Genomic DNA, 20,012 nt, shown 5'->3' on the forward strand with positions numbered 1-20,012 from the left:
ATGGTCTAACGAAGGGAGATAACACCTGTGAGGTCAACATTTGGCGGAATAGAAATATCAAAGCGCGCATTATTTACACAACAAGCTGCTTTGTCAACAACAGGTCATAATATTGCCAATTCGAATACCAAAGGGTATTCTCGACAAGTTGTGAATATGGTAGCATCTATTCCCATTGAATATCCTGGGCTCTCCAGAAGCAACATTCCAGGGCAAATGGGACAAGGTGTAGAGTTTGATAAGATAACCCGAATTCGCGAAAAGTTTTTGGATGATCAGTTTCATAATGAGAACAAAAATTTGGGTGATTGGTCAATTCGGAAAGATACGCTTGATAAGATTGAGACGATTATTAATGAACCATCGGATACGGGGATTAGACAGACTGTCGAAGGTTTTTGGAATGCATGGCAAGAGTTAAGTAAATCTCCAGAGAATACTACAGCACGCGTGCTTGTAAAAGAGCGTGCTCTGGCAATGACAGATGCATTTAATCAAACGTCAAAACAACTGCAAGATCTTTCTTCTGATTTGACTACAAGTATTGGCATAAAAGCAACTGAAGCTAATACAGCAATAAACCAGATAGCGAAATTAAACGAAGAGATCTATCGCATTGAAGGTCTTGGAGATAGTGCCAATGATTTAAGGGATCAGCGCGATCTTCTTTTGGACAATCTTTCAAAAATCGTGAATATTACCCACACAGAAGATAGCAACGGATATAATGTGAAGATGGGTACTATCTCACTGGTAGAAGGTAAAGAAGTAAGTACTACACTTACAACCGAATCACTCATTGCAGCATCATCTGGGGATTTAAATAGCGGTGAAGTATATGGTCTAATTCAATCTCGAGACAAATATGTAGCAAATTATCAATTTCAACTTGACTCTATGTTGAAAGCGATGGTGCAAGGTGATGTTCAAACCACGCTGCCCAAAGGAGTTGTAATTCCTGAGGGTACTACATTATCAGTCTTAAATGCCGATGGAACTACTACATCACAGGTTTTTAGTGGGACTTTGGCGCAAAGAACCCTTACAAATGATTTGAATGTGACGGTTAAGGGGTTTAATGGGTTACATCAGCTTGGTTATGCGGGTTCAAGTCCTTTGAAATCAGGCATATCTTTTTTCACCCTGAAACCAGGGGCAAGTGAGTTTAATGCTGCTAGTGTAACTATTAACCCTGATATTCTTAAGGATGCTTCTAATGTTTCATCATCTGCCAGAACTTATATAGATACTGACGGTGTGGAAAAAGTAGTAAAAGGGAATAATGATATGGCGCTTTTACTTGCGGGCGTTAGGGATAAAAAGGTGAATTTTGATTCCACTTCAGGAGAAGGATCTATTCTAAAAGATGGTACATTCGATGAATTTTTCCGATCCATTGTTGGACAATTAGGCGTTCAGAGCCAAGAAGCAACTCGACAAGCGACGAATCAGCAAACTTTAGTGAATCAGGTTGATTCTAACCGTCAAGGTGTGAGTGGTGTTTCCTTGGATGAAGAAATGTCCAATATGATCAAATATCAGAAAGCTTACGCTGCCGCTGCTCGTGTAATGACAACTTTTGACGAAATGTTAGATAAAGTTATCAATAGTATGGGGACCGTTGGTAGATAATATCCATAAATATTAAGGGAACGAGGTGATTCTGCTTCATGACTACTCGAGTAACGCAAGGTATGATGAATAATCAATTACTTCGTAATGTTAATGCTAACCTGTTGAGGATGAACGAAAATCAGAATCAATTATCTACGGGCCGAAAAATAAATAAAGCCTCTGATGATCCTGTTGGAATTAGCTTTTCTCTACGTTACAGAAGCGAAGGATCAGCTAATGAACAGTACAAAACGAATGCAGATACTGCTGTGTCATGGCTGGATTACACAGATACCACTCTAAACCAAGCTACAACTGTCATGCAACGGGTTCGTGAATTAACTATAGCGGCTGCGAATGGAACGAACTCTCAAGCAGCATTGGATGCAACTAAGAAAGAGATAGATCAGCTTAAAGAACAAATGATTACAATAGGAAACAGTCAATTTAATGGAAAATATGTATTTAATGGGCAATTAACGGATAAACAACCATACTCACTAACTTTCCCTGAGGCAGATATTGTTGACCAAGGCGAAATTAAATTTGATATTGGTGTTGGTGTTCGGGTACCGGCAAATGTTACTGGGGATAAAATTTTTGGATCGCCAGGGGATAGTGATAATATTTTTCGGGTTCTGAAGGATCTTTCAGCTGCTTTAGGGTCTGGCAACCAACCGGCAATCGGTGCTATTGTAGGGCGACTGGATTCACGTAATGAAGCATTCCTACAAGCTAGGGCCGATGTAGGTGCTAGACAGAACAGAATTGAACTAGCTCAAGCACGACTTGAGGATATTAGCATGAACCTGCAAACTTTGCAGGCTAAAGCGGAAGATGCTGATATACCAGGCGTTATAACAAATTTAAAAACGGATGAGAATGTTTATAATGCTTCTCTATCTGTAGGCGCTAAGATCATAAGTACAAGTTTAGTTGATTTCCTTCGTTAGGAGCTGCAGTCCATGCCTATTCCACAAATACAAATGCATTTACAAAATGCTCGGTTAGGTATTGATGCCGACATTGGTGTTCAGGATATCAAACAGCCCAAAGCTACCTTTGAAATCACAACACAGAGTCCGCGGCTTGAAATACATTCCGAAAAAAGTAAGCTTTATATTGACTCTAGTAAAGCATGGGACGCACTTGGACATGGGCCTGCTCTCCAAACGTTTAGTAAAATCTACTCAAGAGCTCATGATGTAGCCCTGCAAGGAATTGCTAAAATAGTGGAAGACGGCAATCGTTTAGCGGCAATTCACCATGGTGGAAATGCAATCGCGGAGATTGCGAAAGAAAAAGGTGCTGAATTTTTCGAGTTTGAATTTATGGGGGAAGCCTCCATTGATAATGTAGATCTGAACTATGATCCTGGTAGTATAGATATTCAGGTTGAGGAAGGGAAAGTGAATATAAACTCACATCCTAATGCTCCGGAAATTAATTACACACGAGGAAAACTTGATATCTACATGATTCAGTATCCAAAAGTCGAGATCATTCCTCCACAAATTGATGTCAAAGGGTAAACATTTACTAGTTATCAAACTTGTGGTTATAATTATTAAATATGAAAACCTATATTTTATTAGAAAAATGAATGCTATGGCTTAGGCTATAGCATTCATTTTTTAGGAAGGATAACCTAATGTCTCAACTATTACATGAAAAAATTATCTATTTTAAGGGAAGTATTCTAGGTTTCGAGGAATATGATGAATTTTCAATATCTCTTATAGAAGAAAACAGCGCATATGCTTATTTACAAAGTTTACAGGATGAAAGTATTGCCTTTCTAGTCATTGCGCCGTTCGTTTTCTTTCCAGATTATTCTTTTGAAATTGACGAGAAGGATAAACAGTGGCTTGACCTTACAATTGAGGAAGATTTGCTTGTTTTTAACACCGTCACAATTAAAGAGCCTTTCACAGAGTCCACTGTAAATCTACTTGCTCCCTTAGTTATAAATATAGCGAATGGAAAAGCCCGGCAAATCGTACTGCCTCCTAAGTCTAACTACGGGACTGCAGTTCTCCTTATTAACCAAGCATCTGAAGAAAGCGGTGAGTAGCGGTGCTTATTCTAACAAGAAAAAAAGGCCAATCGATTATTATTAATAATAATATTGAAATAATAATCTCAGCTATTGATGGCGACCAAGTGAAGATTGGCATTAATGCGCCGGTAGATGTTAATATATTGCGCAAGGAAGTATATGATGCTGTGCAGCAAAGTAATAAAGAAGCTATTAGTGGGAAAATCGCTTTAGAAGACTTAAACAAACTTAGAAACCATAAAAAATAATTTTTTTCACATTACTATAAAGTGTTAGGGGTATAATGCCGATAAAGATTATGTAGGGCATGAACCTACCCACATGGAAGTGGAAAACCATAATTCAAGGAGGAATATCAAATGATTATCAATCACAATCTTGCAGCTTTGAACACGTACAACAAGCTTACTATCAACAACGCAGGTGCTGGTAAATCCATGGAGAAACTTTCTTCAGGTATGCGTATTAACCGTGCAGGCGACGATGCAGCAGGTCTTGCAATCTCCGAAAAAATGCGTGCACAAATTCGTGGTTTGGATCAAGCATCTCGTAACTCACAAGATGGTATCTCTTTGATTCAAACAGCTGAGGGTGCACTTAGCGAAACTCATTCAATTCTCCAACGTATGCGTGAACTTGCTGTTCAATCGAACAACGACACATACACAACTTCAGATCGTCAAAAGTTAGGTTCAGAAGTAGTTCAATTGCAAAACGAAATTAACCGTATTGCTTCCCAAACTGAGTTCAATACTAAGAAATTGCTTAACAGTGGTATCTCCGTAACGTTCCAAGTTGGAGCTAACTCTGGTCAAACAATCGGTATGAGCATTAACAAAATGGTTGTAACTGCACTGATCGGAGCTAAAATTGGTTCCACATTCAGTTCTGCTACATTCAGCTCAGTAATTGCAAACATCAACAGCGGTATCAACACAGTGTCCAAAGAGCGTGCAAACCTCGGGGCATACCAAAACCGTCTTGAGCACACTATCAATAACTTGAACACTTCTTCTGAAAATCTTACAGCTGCTGAGTCCCGTATTCGTGACGTAGACATGGCGAAAGAAATGATGAACTTCACTAAAAACAACATTCTTTCCCAAGCTGCACAAGCGATGTTGGCACAAGCAAACCAAGCTCCACAAGGTGTTCTTCAATTGCTTCGTTAAAATTAAGAATGTTTTTTCGAAAAAGCCAACTGAATATCAGGTTGGCTTTTTTTATAACTAAAAAAGGGTTAGAATCAAAAGAATGGTGGAGGCAACTATGCTTGAATTTAAGACGTTGCAAGAAAATGTGCATCAAATCTGTTATGCCTTGTATCGTTATGAAATAAAGAGCGGGTTGAGTCTCTTGGAATCAACTATTCCTGAAATTAGTCGCTTTTTAAGCCAGCAAATTATTTCTGAAGAAAACTTGAGAGACATAAATCAATTGCTACAAATGATTTTCTTAGCTGTTGAAAAAAAAGATTTTATAGTTGCTGCTGACCTTTTAAAATATGAATTTCTTGAAGGAAAATTGCTTGTAGCTAGTTCATCGGCAGTCAGGAGAGAGTCATGACACATTATAATAAAAATGCATCGTTCTTGACCGAATATAATCAATGGCTGTTGCATCATATGGAACAATTAAATACAGATGATCTTGAATTTGTAAGAGTTAAAGATGATATTGCCTTTAAATTAACTGACGAGCAGGGAAATGAATTCTTTACAGCAAGCATATATGATCCAACATTTGAAGCAACGCAATTCCTTGATGGCGTAAATTTCGACAATACTGGTTACATTATTATGGGCATGGGTTCTTCAGCCATCATAAAACAAATACTCGAAAATAAAACCGAGGCTGCCTGGGTTTTAATTATAGAAAAAGACACGGCTCTTGTTAAGAAGTTCTTAGAGGAGATTGATCTTTCACCTTATCTTGAAGGGAAATTGCAGAAAGTAATTATCCTTACTGAACTGATGGGTGATCTGTCTGTCGTTTTAAATCAATATCTGATTTCACTTGTAGGGTACTATTTCTTGAGTACCGATTTATTACGTACTTTCTCCAGTTATCGAAAAGATGTTAAGTTCTATGAAGATGCAATTGTTGATATTGTTAACCATTTACGTACACATATGACTTCTATGGGGAATTCTCTAGAAGACACATTGATGGGAATGCGTAATGAATTGGCGAATATGCCAATTACACTTAAATCTCACAAACTAGACGATATAAAAGATAAATTCAAAGGTAAACCTATCATATGTGTTGCCTCCGGACCTTCATTAGATAAACAATTGCCTCTGCTAAAGAGGATTAAAGGAAAGGCGCTCATAATAAGTGCTGAATCAGCATTTCGAGTGCTGCTTAAAAATGGGATCGCTCCAGATATTGTATGTATTCTAGAGCGTGGAGAAAATTCTTATGAACTCAGCATCAAGGATGTTGAGATTCCGGATGAGACAGCACTTATCGCTCTGACTCTAATGGATGCAAGAATTCCTAGAGCATGGAATCAATATGTTATCCCGGTGTTTAAGGAAAACATTGCACATAGTCGTCTTATGAATCAGGCCGTTGGTGATATTGGGTCATTGTATAATGGCAGCTCAGTTGCTCATTTGAATTACTCATTAGCTATTCACTTAGGTGGTAGTCCGATTGTCTTTATCGGTCAAGATCTAGCTTATTCAGAAGAGGGTAATACCCACAGCAAAGACAGCTTCTACGTGGATCAAGAAGATATGAATATGACCAATGAACAACGTAAGCAGATTAAAGATAGTTTGGAAGATGATCAAAGCTTCTTTAATAAAACGGTTTATGTAGACGGGTATTATGGTGGACAAGTTAAAACGAGAGAGCTTTGGCGACAATTTCTCTTTTGGATGGAACACATGATAAGCATCATGCCTGGTCCTTTGGTAATTAACGCAACTGAAGGCGGAGCTGATATTAAGGGAACGCTGAAAATGCCATTTCAGGAAGTGGTTAATGAATATTGCGACGACCGTATTCTCTCAATCCCTGAATTGTTCGAACAATTACCAGCGGTTTCAACAAATGAAGAGTTATATATAAGATTAAAAGAAGCAATTACTTTCCTTAATGCTCAATTAAGTGAGATGGAAAGAGTTAGTGCTTTTTCAGATGAGATATTAAGCTCGATAGATTCTTTACAAGCTGAACTAGCTGATTCTCAAGAAGGATCAATTGAGTTCTTACAAATTAAAGCAAGCCGAATTTTACGTAATGTAGAGCATGTCTTAAGGGAAGTACTCAAAGATCCATTTCAAACTTTCTTTTTCCGTCCATTACTATCGAATTATCATGTAAAAATTAACCCAATTTCTCGTGTATCTTCAGTAGAACGGCTGCAACAAATATTAACGCATCAAGCTTATTTTATGAAGAGATTAATACTAGGCAGCAAGCAAGTTATAGATGTATATGATAATGGCGTCAACAAAGCAGTCATTGAACTAGGATTTAATAGTGAAGAGCTATTCTTAGATGCAAAACCAAAATGGGAAGTTCCCGACTGGGATGAAGGAGAGAATAATTAAATTATGCAAGATCAATTAATTCAAGAAACCATAGAAAGTATGAAAGATTACGTACCTAAACTACTAGTTGCGTCTGAGAAAATTGCTTTTGATATCCAATCCAATGAAGGAGTTTGGGTCGAAACCTTTATTTCATATTTGGAAGGGGTGCACTGGGTAGCTACAGCCATCACGGGTATACAACAAATAGATCCAGAACTTTTATCAGATATGGATGTTAATAGTTTAGGCGAAATTCTACTAAAATTATCTGAGGCCTTAGAACAACAGGATTTCGTTACCTTATGTGATTTATTGCAGTTTGAAATGCAACCATTACTCAAGTCTTACGATGAAAATTTGAGGGGAATTGTGAATTGATAAATAGAAAGCACCATATCGAGAGGGTAGATTCACTTGAAAACTCACCGAGGATGCTGCTTGAAAAGGCGAAAAATGAAATGTGGACGGCCTCCATTCAAATAGGGGATCTTTCACCTTTTTTTCTTCATAGCCGGTACGATCCAGCATCGGAGGCTGTACGCTTCGCCACATCGCAACTTAGCAATATCGAAAAAGATGTTGTCGAGCAGATTGTTATTTATGGAGTAGGATGTGGGCATCATATCGCTGCTATTCTAGAGCAAACGTTGGATCTTCAAGTTTCAATCGAGGTATGGGAGACAAATGTTTCTGGATTTTTAGAAGTTGAACGCTCAGGAGCATTGAACCCAATAATCAATAATTCAAGGCTCATGCTTGTTGTCTCCACAGATCTTCATGTTTTTGCGGACCGGGTAAAAATGTGGCAAGAAGGGCGTGTACATGTCATTGTACACGAGCCGTCTCTAAGAGCAGTACCACAACAATTAGAGTCTCTTAAAGGGGTACTGCAAAATTATCAAATGCAACAGAATAGCGCAATTGCTCACCGAGAATTGATGCAAGATAATTTCAAAAGAAACACCTTACATTTTTCACCATCCCTTTCTACATTTGAAGTGATCGATTCAGTACCTGCCGTTCTTATTAGTGCAGGTCCCTCACTGGCCAAAACACTAGACTTGTTACCAAGTGCTGCTGAGCATTGTCTGCTTGGGGCTGTGGGCACTGTTGTCCCCTTGTTGCATAGTAAAGGTATTCGTCCTGACTTTGTCGTTATGACAGATCCTCATCCAAGAATGCTTGAACAATTAGTGGATTGGGAGATGGAGGATATACCTTTATTTTTCTTAAGTACGGTCTACTGGGAAGTTGTTGAAAAGTATCGCGGCCCTAAATTTATACTGTTTCAAAACGGTGATGATGCCGCGGAGAAACTGGCACTGCTCCGCAAGGAGCCATTGGTTCAAACAGGCGGATCAGTTGCTACAACACTCTTCTCGCTTGCTAGATTACTTGGTCTTCATTCAATTTGCTTAGTGGGCCAGGATCTCGCTTATACTAATAATCATTCACATGTAGAGGGGACACATCTTCACCATCAATGGGAGATGCAAGCCAAAGGGAAAGAAGTAATAGCTTTTGACGGTTATAATAAGGTGGTCTCACCTCGCAATTTACTCTTGTATAAGAAATGGTTTGAAGAGCAGGCCCGCGGCAGTTTAGAGACATTTTATAATGCGACAGAAGGTGGAGCTTACATCGAAGGATTTAAGCACATTACATTCCTGGATTATTTGAAGATAGTAGAAGGGTATGTGGTTAAACAGGCACGGGAATCCTTTCATAGGAAAGCAACATCTGCAGCTAGAACTGATTCGGAGGCGTGAATTATGAACTATGAGGGAAAGAAAATACTAATTATTGGCGGTACGGGAACACTCGGACAACTTCTTACACGTTATTTGCTCCGCTATAATCCACAGGTTATTCGAATATTTAGCCGTGATGAATATAAACAATTTGAAATGCAAAGGTATTTTGTTGATCAACAAGCTAAATTGCGGTTCTTAATTGGGGACGTTAGAGATGCTCAGAGGCTACAACGCGCAATGGAAGATATAGATTATGTTTTTCATTTAGCAGCTATGAAACATGTGCCATTTTGTGAGTACAATCCATTTGAAGCTGTACAGACGAATATAATCGGCACTCAAAACATGATACAAGCTGCAATCCAAAATGGGGTGAAAAAAGTACTGTTTACATCGACAGACAAGGCTATTTCACCAACCAATACATATGGGGCTACTAAATTGATGGCGGAGCGTTTAATCTCTGCAGCCGAGTACCAAAAGGGACCTAAGCAGACGGTTTTTGCTTCTGTTAGATTTGGCAATGTTATGGGTTCTAGAGGTTCGGTCATTCCATTGTTTTGTAAACAGATTCTTGAGAATCAAATGGTAACTGTAACAGATATGAGCATGACACGTTATATGATGACTTCCACACAAGCTATCACCTTAATGTTGAAAGCTAATGAGTTATCTTTGGGCGGCGAAGTATTTGTCTTGAGAATGCCAACAATTAAATTATCTGATTTGGTTGATGTGCTTGTTGAGGAAGTTACTAAAAAACATCAGATATCGAAATACATTGAACGTAATGAAATCGGCTTGCGTCCTGGTGAAAAGCGGTATGAAGAATTGATGACTCATGATGAAACTTTACATGGTTGGGAAACAAATGATATGTACATTATCCCATCCCCTTTTAATGAAAAAATGCCGATTGATCCATACTCAGGAGCTACAAAAATGTCCGCACAGTCTATTAATTCCCACCAAGAAGAAACCATTGATAGAGAAACTCTGCGACGGTGGATTATTGAAGAAGGGTTAATATAGGGGGCTTGTATGAAAAATGTTGTTATTATTCAAGCGAGAATGGGTTCCACGCGATTGCCCGGTAAAGTACTAAAAGTATTAGCCGATAAAACGGTATTAGCACATGTCGTTGAACGGGCACAGGCGTTTCAAGATGTCGCAGATGTTATTGTAGCAACTACAGTTGGCAAGCAAGATAATGTTATAGAAGATGAGGCGAGGCGCCTCGGAGTTGCCTTTTATCGGGGGGATGAATCGGATGTACTGTCCCGTTACTATGAAGCTGCGGTTATTGCTAAAGCTGACAATGTTATAAGGATTACGTCTGATTGCCCAATGGTGGATCCAGAGACCTCATCAGGCGTGATAAAGGAGTTTCTCAATACTCACAAATTTGATTATGTAAGTAATACACTGGTGAGATCGTATCCGCGAGGATTAGACACAGAGATATTCACTTTCGAGGCATTAGAAACCGCTCACAAGGAATCAAGTTCTCTTCATGATCGTGAACATGTAACTCCTTATATTTATAATAATCCAGATAAGTTTTTACTGCACTCATATGTCAATGAAACGAAGGTTCCTGATTATCGATGGACATTGGATACACCAGAGGACTGGGATTTAATAAATCGAATATATAATAGTTTGCACAATCCTGATCGTATATTTCCTTGGAGGGATGCTGTAGCTTTGATGCAAAAAAATCCTGATTGGAACACAATTAATCAACATATTCAGCAAAAGCACTAATTCAAAATCAAGTTTCTGCCGATATATATAGTAATTAAAAATTCTTGAAAGAGGTGATCCTAATGCCAACTCGAGTTAGTGGACTAGGTTCAGGGCTAGAGGTAGATTCATTAGTTAGTCAAATGATGCAAGCGAAGCGTGTGCCAATCGATAAAATGACGCAAAAAGTAACATATTTAGATTGGCAGCGCGATGCCTACCGTAGTATGAATACCGATGTTTCCGCGTTTATGAAAGAAGCGCAGAAGCTGACGTTTCAAACTAATATTCTCGCTAAGAAATCAAATATGTCAACAGCCGACGCGGATAAAGTCAAAGTTACACCAACATCAAACGCGCTTAATGGAAACTTCTCTTTGAAAGTTTCGCAAATTGCTAAGAATGCAACCACCTCTAGCAGTTCAACTGTGCTTGGTGGTGCAGCTGCCGCAACAGACCCTTTAGCTGACGCTGATGCTACATTGAAGGTTACAGGTGAATTGGGAGCAGTAAATGTTGAAATTACCTATGGAGATAGTTTAAATAAAATTGTTTCCAAGATAAATGAAAAAACGTCGCTTTCTGGTGTGAAAGCGGTATACGATAAAATTTCAGATAAGATAACGCTGGTAAGCACTCAGACAGGCGAGGCTTCCACTATCAAAATCGTAGATGAAGACGGAACAAATCTTTTGCATGATAAATTAAAGCTTTCAACAGGCAGCACGCCGTATGAAACAACTTTAGTTAAGGGCCAAGACGCTAAGGTAGATTTAAACGGTTCTGGTGAGGTGACTATAAGAACCAACTCTTTTACATTAAGCAACATTAACTTTTCTTTAATGGTTGATCCAGGGACCCCGGCTAATGCATACACAGTTAATGGAACTGTAAATATGGATACAGACAAGATTGTTGAAACAATCAAAGGTGTTTTCGATAAATATAACGATATCATCTCTAAAATAAACGATAAATTAGGTGAAACCAAATATCGTTCCTACACACCTCTAACTAGTGCACAAAAAGAAAAAATGTCTGATTCCGATATTAAACTATGGGAAGAGAAAGCCAAATCGGGATTGCTGAAAGGTGATTCTATTTTAGGCGAAGGTATCGAGAAGATGAGACGAGCCTTAGCGAATTCGGTTTCCGGTATCCCTAATGGGCAGATCAATAATTTGGCAGATATCGGTATTACTACTGCCAGGTCTACAGGAGGCGCTAGCAGCTTAGCATATCTGGAAAAGGGTAAAATATATATTGATGAAGATAAATTAAGAAAGGCATTATCAGACTCACCAGACGAAGTTGTTGCATTGTTTACTAAAGACGGAGCCCGTAAAGCTGATGGTAAATTGGTATCTGGTAACGATGCTGGCGTAGGGACGCAACTATACGAAATTTTAAAGAATGATATGATTAGTGGACTTTCGCAAAAAACTCAAATTGTGCCAACAAGAAGCTATTTAAATATTCAGATTGATGACTATACAAGCCGTATTTCCAAAGCGGAATATGCTTTGACGGATTATGAACAAGGTTTATATAGCAAGTATGCTCAGATGGAAAAAGCGCTAAGCAAATTAAACTCCCAAGGGTCTCAACTAGCAAACTTTTTCCAGTCTAAATAACGGAGGGACCAGATGATTCAACCAGCCGCTCAAAGCTATAAGCAAAACCAAGTGGATACATCGTCGCCAGAAGAACTTACTCTAATGCTCTACGGTGGAGCGATTACATTTACCAAAAAAGCTAAACAAGCCATTTCGGATAAGAATTTGAATCAAGCACATCAATTTATTACCCGAGTACAGGATATTATCGATGAATTGATAATTACACTTGATAGAAAGTATCCGATCTCAGTACAGCTTTTAGCTCTTTATGATTACCTAAAGAGAAGGCTAATTGAGGCTAACATCTCAAAAGACGTGACTATTCTAGATGAGGTGGAAGGATTTTTGGTGGAGTTTCGTGATACTTGGAAACAAGCGATAGTATTAGCTCGAAGTCAAAGAAGTTAGGAAGCTGGCCTTATGGAACTAACAGAGAATTTGTTTCATCAGTTGATCGGCAAGACTGGTGAGCTTCTTCGGATATTTAAATCACCTGTAATGCCTGAGACTTTCGACGAAGTAGATGATTTGTTTGTTATTCGAGATGAGCTGTTAAAGCAGCTGGACAAAAACTTACAGCGTACTTCGAACGCCAATCAATATTCAATTTTATACGAAGAATGGCAAACACAAGAACTAGAATTACGGTCAATTGTGAAAGGTACTATACAAGAGTTGGACCAGAAGATCGAATCAGCTAAGAATCTCCACTCCCAGTCCCAATCCCAATCCAATTCTAATAAATACGATTCTTATTTAAAACAAATGCCGTATGGAGCATTTCTTGACAAAAAAAGATGAATGGTCTCGGTGAATCGGCAGAAAAGGGGATATTATGGAGATTCAAGCTTTTAATGAAAATTCGATTTTGCGGGATAAACCCGCCACTGCACCTGTTGAAAAGAAAACAGTTGAATCCAAAGAACATAAGACAGTAGTCGATAAACAACAAGAGCGAGAGTATAGCAAAGAAGAAGTGGTTAAAGAAGTCGAGGATCTTAACAAATGGTTGGATTCGAATACTTCGCACTTAAGATTTGTTCTACACGACAAACTTAATGAGTACTACGTTCAAATTATCAACGATAGCTCGAATGAAGTAGTGAAGGAGCTTCCTTCCAAGAAGGTAATGGATGCAGTTGCTGTTTTCAGAGAAAATCTTGGTTTAATAGTTGATAAAAAAATATAGCCCCTGTTTAGCGGGCTTTTTTCTTTCTCTTTTTTAAGAAAGGATTTGATCTAGTGCGAGTAGTTATTCGGGTTGATGCGTCAGTTCAAATAGGAACGGGGCACGTGATGCGGTGCTTGACCTTGGCCAACAAGCTGCGGGAAAATGGTGCGTCCGTACAGTTCATCTGTCGCGAATTTCCCGGTAATATTTGCTCTATTATCCAAGAAAATGGGTTTATTGTTCACAAACTGCCTCTTCCCACACAAAGATTTTCTCGTCATGGAGAAAGAGAACTGTATGAACAATGGCTTGGTGAAACGTGGGAAACAGATGTTGTTCAAACATGTGAAGTCGTAAACGCTGTTGAAAAGAAGTTTGACCTATTAGTTGTTGATCACTATGCTATTGATAACAGATGGGAAAGCCAGATTCGGTCATGCATATCACAAATTATGGTTATCGATGATTTAGCAAATCGCTCACACGATTGTGATCTATTGCTTGATCAGAATTTCTATGAAAATATGGAAACACGTTATGCGCATCTTCTTCCTGAACACTGTGTACAACTGCTTGGACCTAGCTATGCTTTATTACGTGAAGAGTTTATTGAAGCACAGAAGAATCCTCACGTGAGGGATGGATTTGTTCGAAGAATATTCGTTTTTTTCGGAGGTAGTGATCCGACAAATGAAACGGAAAAAGCATTAGAAGCGATTAAGTTACTGAATCGAGATGAGCTTACTGTGGATGTAGTTGTAGGGAATTCGAATCCAAACAGAGAGCGCATTCGTGAGTTATGTTCCCAAATAACGAACACTTATTTTCATTGTCAGATCAATAATATTGCTGAATTGATGGTAAAAGCAGATCTGGCTATAGGAGCGGGGGGATCCACTACTTGGGAGAGGTGTTCTGTTGGTTTGCCTACATTGACTGTAACAACCGCTGAGAATCAAGTGGAAGTGACAGATGCAGTTGCTAAAGTAGGAGCCATATATCATTTGGGTCACTACAACGATGTTAGTACTCACTCAATAGCAGATGCACTTCACCATTTGTTATTAGTTCCAGAGCTATTAGAGAGTATGAGTCGTACGGGATATCTTATTTTAGATAATTTTGAAACCGGAGGTTCTACTCGTATAGCTGAAATTATTTTAGCTAGGGAAGTTTTATGTTAAAATCCGATTGTGGGGTATAGCAGTGAATCCATTCAATTCATATCGTATTCGACCAATGTTGGAAGATGATTTGGCGATGGTATTACAATGGCGAAACTCAGATCGTGTTCGTACAAATATGTACTCAGAGGAGCTCATTAGCTGGGAAATCCATTGTACGTGGTTTTCGCGTATTCAGAAAAGTGATTCCATTAAATATTATGTCCTTGAGCACATCGACAAACCGATTGGTGTAGTAAACTTTACAGATATTGATCGTATCAACGGTATGTGTAATTGGGGATTTTATATAGGTGATAATGAAGCTCCACGCGGAAGTGGTACTGCCTTGGGTTTCCTTGGACTTGTAGAAGCCTTTGAGCATTTACATATTCGTAAAGTGTGTGCAGAAGTCATTGCATTTAACGATGCTAGCCTGAGGTTTCATAGAAAACTAGGGTTTACACAGGAAGGTAAGTTGTTTCGACATGTTTGGAAAAATAATAAATATGAGGACATTGTGCTTTTTGCCTGTTTTTCCGATCAGTGGGCTGCTTTAAAGGAAAAGCTTTTGATTGCGTACAGTTAAAGAATCAAATTTTATCACAAACAACGGGGTGCGTTATCATGCAAAATCCTGAAATTATTGTTGGTAACCGAAAAGTCGGTCCCAATCACCCACCATTCATCATTGCGGAGATGTCCGGTAACCATAATCAATCATTAGAACGCGCACTTGAAATTGTAGATGCAGCAGCACGAGCGGGTGCCCATGCATTGAAAATACAAACTTATACAGCAGATACAATGACTATTGATTCGGATCAAGCTGACTTTTTTATTAGGGATGCTAAGAGTTTATGGAATGGGCAGTCCCTTTACGGCCTATACCAACAAGCGCACACGCCATGGGAATGGCATAAAGCGATTTTTGATCGTTGTACAGAGCTTGGTATGATTGGATTTAGTACACCGTTTGATGAAACGGCTGTTGATTTCCTTGAGTCACTTAATGTGGCGTGCTACAAAATCGCTTCTTTTGAAAATACAGACATACCGCTTCTTCGTAAAGTTGCCTCAACGGGTAAACCAATTATTGCTTCAACGGGGATGGCAAGTGTTGCTGAGTTGGATGAGTTAGTGAAAACTGTACGTGAAGCGGGATGCAAGGATCTAGTTCTATTAAAATGTACGAGTTCTTATCCGGCTACACCTGAAAATTCGAATATCCGAACGATTCCACATATGCAGCAATTATTTAATATTCAAGTTGGTTTATCTGATCATACATTAGGTGTTGGTGTTGCGGTAGCAAGTGTTGCATTAGGAGCTACTGTAATCGAGAAGCATTTTACCTTGAGCAGAGCTGATGGTGGAGTAGATAGCGCATTTTCTCTTGAGCCTGCTGAAATGCATAGCTTGGTTGAAGAAACGGAGCGCGCATGGCAGGGACTAGGTGCGATATCGTATGGCGTTAGCGAGAAAGAAAAAAACTCATTGAAGTTCCGTAGGTCTCTGTACGTGGTTAAGGATATGAAAGTCGGTGAAACTTTTACAACAGACAATCTACGTGTCATACGTCCCGGCCTTGGGCTTCCTCCCAAATACATTGACTTACTTTTAGGCAAAACGGTTAAGAAGGATATATCAAGAGGGACGGCTGTAACACTAGATATGATTTTATAAATTTGCGCTCTATAACAGATGAGGCTTTATCCGAGAGAGGACGATATAGATGAATGTTTTAGTTACGGGCGGTGCCGGTTTTATTGGCAGATGGGTTGTAAAAAGACTATTAGACGACGGTCAACGAGTTTGGGTATTGGATGATTTATCAAACGGTGAAGAATCCAATATTGCCGAGTTCACCTCTCATCCGGGTTTTCAAAAATTCGTACATGGCGATATTAAGAGTGAAGAAACACTTGCTCAACTGTTTGAAAATAAGTTCGATGTTTGCTATCACCTGGGCGCTAGTATTAACGTACAGGATAGCATTGATGATCCGCGCACTACGTTTAATAACGACACACTAGGTACCTTTTATGTGCTGGAACAATGTCGTAAGCATCAAGTAAAAATAGTATTTATGAGTACTTGTATGGTCTATGATCGCTGTCTAGATGAAACAGGTATAACAGAAATACATCCAATCAAGCCGGCATCTCCTTATGCTGGAGCCAAAATTGCAGCGGAAAATATGGTGCTGTCTTACTTCTATGCTTATGATTTGCCGGCAGTTGTGGTCCGCCCTTTTAATACGTATGGCCCTTTTCAAAAGTTTGGCGGTGAGGGTGGTGTAGTTGCCATTTTCATTAAGAAAAAGCTGAAGGGTGAGACGCTGCACATTTATGGCGAGGGAACTCAGACTCGGGACTTATTGTTTGTAGATGATTGCGCAAGGTTTGTTGTAGAAGCCGGGTATTCGAATAAAGTAGATGGACACATCGTTAATGCCGGTCTTGGCTATGATATCTCAGTGAATGATTTGGCGAAGTTGATCGTTGAAGACGAGAGCAGAATCGAACACGTGGAACATATTCATCCGCAAAGCGAAATTCAAAAGCTTTTATGTAATTCTTCCAAAGCCAAACAACTGCTCGGCTGGGAACCGCAAACGTCCTTGAAGGAAGGCTTGAAATTAACAGAAGAATGGATTAAAACCATTTTGTAATCATAGGGGCTGATGTGTGGTCATGGACTGCATCTCAGCCCGTTTCATAACTATCGGAGGTGTTCCGCTTGCTAAATAAATTAAATACCCAGTTAGCCATTCTAGGTGGACAACCCGTCCGAACATCATTACTTCCTTATGGCCGACAATGGATCGATGAAGCAGATATTGAAACGGTTGTTCAAACACTGAAATCCCCCTTCCTGACACAAGGCCCCAAAATTAAAGAGTTTGAGGAAGCGGTTGCTCAGTACGTGGGGGCCAAATATGCGGTTGCCTTTTCGAATGGGACAGCGGCGCTTCATGGTGCATGTTTTGCTGCCGGAATTGGTGAAGGCGACGAGGTTATTACAACGCCTATGACCTTTGCCGCTAGCGCGAATTGTGTTCGTTACTGCGGCGGGGAAGTCGTATTTGCTGATATTGAAGCAGATACGTATAATATCGATAAATATAAGATAAAAGATGTTCTTACTTCTAAAACGAAAGCAATTATTGCAGTTGACTTCACGGGGCAGCCTGTTGATCTGGACGAGATTATGGATCTTGCACGGGATCGGAAGATTATCGTGATTGAAGACGCCGCGCATTCCCTTGGTGCCGAATATAAAGGGCGCAAAGTGGGGGCGATTGCGGATATGACTATGTTTAGCTTTCATCCGGTGAAACACGTAACCACTGGTGAAGGTGGCGTAATTACAACAAATTCGGCTGAATTATACGAGAAGCTTCTTTTGTTCCGCAGTCATGGTATTACACGTGACCAAGATTTGCTTGAGTTAAAGAATGAAGGTGATTGGTATTACGAAATGCATGAATTAGGATTTAATTATAGAATGACAGATATCCAGGCCGCTTTAGGAAGCTCACAATTAGGGAAGCTTGATGGTTTTGTCAAGAGAAGGAAGGAGATTGCCAAGCAATATTCCGAAGCTTTCGCTAAGAATTCTACCATTATTACCCCTGCTCAAAAGCCAGATCACGATTCAAGTTGGCATCTCTATATCATTCAGCTTAAACTAGATGAGCTTACCGCAGGAAGAAAAGAAGTGTTCGACGCGTTACGCAAAGAGAATATCGGAGTTAATGTTCACTATCTCCCAGTTCATTATCATCCTTATTATAAAAAACTTGGTTATAAAAAGGGGATTACCCCTACTGCAGAAGCGTTATACGAAGGAATTATTTCACTTCCGTTGTTTCCTGCGATGTCAGATTCCGATATTCAAGATGTTGTAAATGCTGTGGAGAAAGTGGTAGCTCATTACCGTAAATGATATGGAAAGAATTATATAGAACGGAAAAGCTTCTTGTCGCGGCAAGAGGCTTTTCGTATTCTAGGTATTTTATTATGACTGTGGACAAGTAACTCCGCAATTAATCTGGGTGTGTATAAACCAACCGCGTTGTAGCGAGTTGTTCTAAATAAACCTCATTTGTCCTGTGGATAATGTGTACAAAGTTGTGCATAACTTTGTTAATAAAGTGTAAAGAAGCCCGCCACGACAAGTTTCTACAAATTTTTCACTTATCCACGACTTGTATATACGTGAATTTTCTAAATATTTAATTTATTGTTAACTTTGAAATTGACAGGTCAAGCACAGGGGTGATATAGTCAAAAAGTAAGGGCTTACATTTTTAAGACGAAGGGATTGTGTACGTTATGCAAGGTAAAGTGAAATGGTTTAACGCGGAAAAAGGTTATGGTTTCATTGAACGTGAAGATGGTGGGGATGTGTTCGTGCATTTCTCAGCGATTCAATCCGAAGGGTTCAAAACGCTGGACGAAGGGCAAGCTGTTGAGTTTGACATCGTAGAAGGCGCACGTGGACCACAAGCAGCTAACGTAAGCAGACTATAACCATTCGGTACGAGGTACCGCTTGTATACATCTAAGAGCACACTCTAGGAAATAATCCTAGGGTGTTTTTTTTGCACAACTTAGCGCGGAATTTAAAGGAATTATGAAGATGAGGGTGGAATGTAGTATACTGTAAGTAAGGAAGGGAGATGTTTAACTATGATGATTAGCATACGCGGAGAACACCTTGAAGTAACTGAAGCCCTTAGGGACTATGTGGACAAGAAATTGACCAGACTTGAGAGGTATTTTGAAGCCCCCCTTACATCTGATGTACAAGTGAAATTAAGCGTGATTAAAGGGCTGCAATCCATTGAGGTTAGCATTCCACTGACGGGCGTGCTGCTCCGAGCTGAGGAACGCAATACAGATATGTATGCTTCCATTGATTTAGTTGTGGACAAGTTGGAACGCCAAATTCGCAAACACAAAACGAGAACAAACCGCAAAATTCGCCAAGAGGGCGGCAAGCGTGACCTATTTAAAGTTGAAACTTCCGCTGTCACCTATGTGGATGAGGAAGAAGATTTTGAATTGGTTCGGAACAAACGCTTTGATTTGAAACCGATGGATGTGGAAGAAGCAATTCTTCAAATGAACATGGTTGGGCATAGCTTCTTTGTTTTCTCCAATATGGACACAGACACGGTAAATGTCGTTTATAAACGTAACGATGGTAAATACGGACTTATAGAACCAGCTATTTAAGAAATTTAGCCCTTATACTTTCCCTCAAAATGAGCTTGATTCGATTCTGTCGAATTAAGCTTTTTTATATGCATTCATTTTAAACTTCGAAT

Annotated in this window: 23 protein-coding genes; all 23 read left to right on the plus strand. The window is 39.4% G+C overall.

The features are described from left to right. The first annotated feature begins 27 nt into the window (after positions 1–27). The 23 genes from flgK (at position 28) to hpf (ending at position 19,920) form a co-directional block, all read left to right on the plus strand. Complete coding sequence (flgK, locus tag LOZ80_RS32060; protein WP_238168365.1) at positions 28–1,632, plus strand: flagellar hook-associated protein FlgK; 1,605 nt, start codon at positions 28–30, stop codon at positions 1,630–1,632. 38 nt (positions 1,633–1,670) lie between these two features. Beyond that, complete coding sequence (gene flgL / locus LOZ80_RS32065) at positions 1,671–2,567, plus strand: flagellar hook-associated protein FlgL (protein ID WP_238168366.1); 897 nt, start codon at positions 1,671–1,673, stop codon at positions 2,565–2,567. Positions 2,568–2,579: 12 nt separating this feature from the next. Continuing rightward, entirely contained in the window at positions 2,580–3,146 is a 567-nt protein-coding gene (locus LOZ80_RS32070) for a DUF6470 family protein (RefSeq protein WP_238168367.1), read from the plus strand. Positions 3,147–3,265: 119 nt separating this feature from the next. Then, positions 3,266–3,688, plus strand: coding sequence for a flagellar assembly protein FliW (fliW, locus tag LOZ80_RS32075; protein WP_238168368.1), 423 nt, complete (start codon positions 3,266–3,268; stop codon positions 3,686–3,688). A 2-nt stretch (positions 3,689–3,690) separates the two neighbouring features. Continuing rightward, complete coding sequence (gene csrA, locus LOZ80_RS32080) at positions 3,691–3,921, plus strand: carbon storage regulator CsrA (RefSeq protein ID WP_238168369.1); 231 nt, start codon at positions 3,691–3,693, stop codon at positions 3,919–3,921. Positions 3,922–4,032: 111 nt separating this feature from the next. Next, complete coding sequence (locus tag LOZ80_RS32085) at positions 4,033–4,845, plus strand: flagellin N-terminal helical domain-containing protein (RefSeq protein ID WP_238168370.1); 813 nt, start codon at positions 4,033–4,035, stop codon at positions 4,843–4,845. Between the two features lie 97 nt (positions 4,846–4,942). Next, the gene (locus tag LOZ80_RS32090; RefSeq protein ID WP_238168371.1) at positions 4,943–5,239 is read left to right on the plus strand and encodes a DUF8042 domain-containing protein; all 297 of its coding nucleotides are present in this window, start codon (positions 4,943–4,945) and stop codon (positions 5,237–5,239) included. Continuing rightward, positions 5,236–7,239 (plus strand): motility associated factor glycosyltransferase family protein, encoded by a 2,004-nt coding sequence (locus LOZ80_RS32095; protein ID WP_238168372.1) that lies wholly within the window; start codon positions 5,236–5,238, stop codon positions 7,237–7,239. Before LOZ80_RS32090 ends, LOZ80_RS32095 begins: the two co-directional genes overlap by 4 nt. 3 nt (positions 7,240–7,242) lie before the next feature. After that, positions 7,243–7,599, plus strand: coding sequence for a DUF8042 domain-containing protein (locus LOZ80_RS32100; protein WP_238168373.1), 357 nt, complete (start codon positions 7,243–7,245; stop codon positions 7,597–7,599). Beyond that, entirely contained in the window at positions 7,596–8,990 is a 1,395-nt protein-coding gene (locus LOZ80_RS32105) for a motility associated factor glycosyltransferase family protein (protein WP_238168374.1), read from the plus strand. The genes LOZ80_RS32100 and LOZ80_RS32105 overlap by 4 nt, the downstream gene beginning before the upstream one ends. A gap of 3 nt (positions 8,991–8,993) precedes the next feature. Continuing rightward, on the plus strand, positions 8,994–10,007 hold the full coding sequence (locus tag LOZ80_RS32110; protein ID WP_238168375.1) for a polysaccharide biosynthesis protein: 1,014 nt from the start codon (positions 8,994–8,996) through the stop codon (positions 10,005–10,007). A 9-nt stretch (positions 10,008–10,016) separates the two neighbouring features. After that, positions 10,017–10,742, plus strand: a complete 726-nt coding sequence (locus LOZ80_RS32115; RefSeq protein WP_238168376.1) for a cytidylyltransferase domain-containing protein — start codon at positions 10,017–10,019, stop codon at positions 10,740–10,742. A gap of 62 nt (positions 10,743–10,804) precedes the next feature. After that, entirely contained in the window at positions 10,805–12,355 is a 1,551-nt protein-coding gene (gene fliD / locus LOZ80_RS32120; RefSeq protein ID WP_238168377.1) for a flagellar filament capping protein FliD, read from the plus strand. A gap of 12 nt (positions 12,356–12,367) precedes the next feature. Next, positions 12,368–12,748, plus strand: a complete 381-nt coding sequence (gene fliS, locus LOZ80_RS32125) for a flagellar export chaperone FliS (protein ID WP_238168378.1) — start codon at positions 12,368–12,370, stop codon at positions 12,746–12,748. A 12-nt stretch (positions 12,749–12,760) separates the two neighbouring features. Then, complete coding sequence (locus tag LOZ80_RS32130) at positions 12,761–13,141, plus strand: hypothetical protein (RefSeq protein ID WP_238168379.1); 381 nt, start codon at positions 12,761–12,763, stop codon at positions 13,139–13,141. Between the two features lie 34 nt (positions 13,142–13,175). Continuing rightward, the gene (locus tag LOZ80_RS32135; RefSeq protein ID WP_238168380.1) at positions 13,176–13,529 is read left to right on the plus strand and encodes a flagellar protein FlaG; all 354 of its coding nucleotides are present in this window, start codon (positions 13,176–13,178) and stop codon (positions 13,527–13,529) included. A gap of 53 nt (positions 13,530–13,582) precedes the next feature. Further along, positions 13,583–14,695 carry a UDP-2,4-diacetamido-2,4,6-trideoxy-beta-L-altropyranose hydrolase gene (gene pseG / locus LOZ80_RS32140; protein ID WP_283214717.1) on the plus strand — a complete coding sequence of 371 codons (1,113 nt, stop codon included), beginning with the start codon at positions 13,583–13,585 and terminating at the stop codon, positions 14,693–14,695. 22 nt (positions 14,696–14,717) lie between these two features. Then, positions 14,718–15,263: a UDP-4-amino-4,6-dideoxy-N-acetyl-beta-L-altrosamine N-acetyltransferase gene (pseH, locus tag LOZ80_RS32145; protein WP_238168381.1), complete on the plus strand. Its 546-nt coding sequence runs from the start codon at positions 14,718–14,720 to the stop codon at positions 15,261–15,263. A gap of 38 nt (positions 15,264–15,301) precedes the next feature. Next, positions 15,302–16,360 carry a pseudaminic acid synthase gene (pseI, locus tag LOZ80_RS32150; protein WP_238168382.1) on the plus strand — a complete coding sequence of 353 codons (1,059 nt, stop codon included), beginning with the start codon at positions 15,302–15,304 and terminating at the stop codon, positions 16,358–16,360. 49 nt (positions 16,361–16,409) lie between these two features. Continuing rightward, a complete protein-coding gene (locus tag LOZ80_RS32155) occupies positions 16,410–17,348 on the plus strand; it encodes a dTDP-glucose 4,6-dehydratase (RefSeq protein WP_238168383.1) in 939 nt (312 codons plus the stop codon). A gap of 68 nt (positions 17,349–17,416) precedes the next feature. After that, positions 17,417–18,625 (plus strand): UDP-4-amino-4,6-dideoxy-N-acetyl-beta-L-altrosamine transaminase, encoded by a 1,209-nt coding sequence (gene pseC, locus LOZ80_RS32160; protein WP_238168384.1) that lies wholly within the window; start codon positions 17,417–17,419, stop codon positions 18,623–18,625. A 389-nt stretch (positions 18,626–19,014) separates the two neighbouring features. Then, entirely contained in the window at positions 19,015–19,212 is a 198-nt protein-coding gene (locus tag LOZ80_RS32165; protein ID WP_028556842.1) for a cold shock domain-containing protein, read from the plus strand. 159 nt (positions 19,213–19,371) lie between these two features. Beyond that, a complete protein-coding gene (hpf, locus tag LOZ80_RS32170) occupies positions 19,372–19,920 on the plus strand; it encodes a ribosome hibernation-promoting factor, HPF/YfiA family (RefSeq protein WP_238168385.1) in 549 nt (182 codons plus the stop codon). Positions 19,921–20,012 lie beyond the last annotated feature (92 nt).

The organism is Paenibacillus sp. HWE-109 (assembly GCF_022163125.1).
Lineage (GTDB): Bacteria > Bacillota > Bacilli > Paenibacillales > NBRC-103111 > Paenibacillus_E.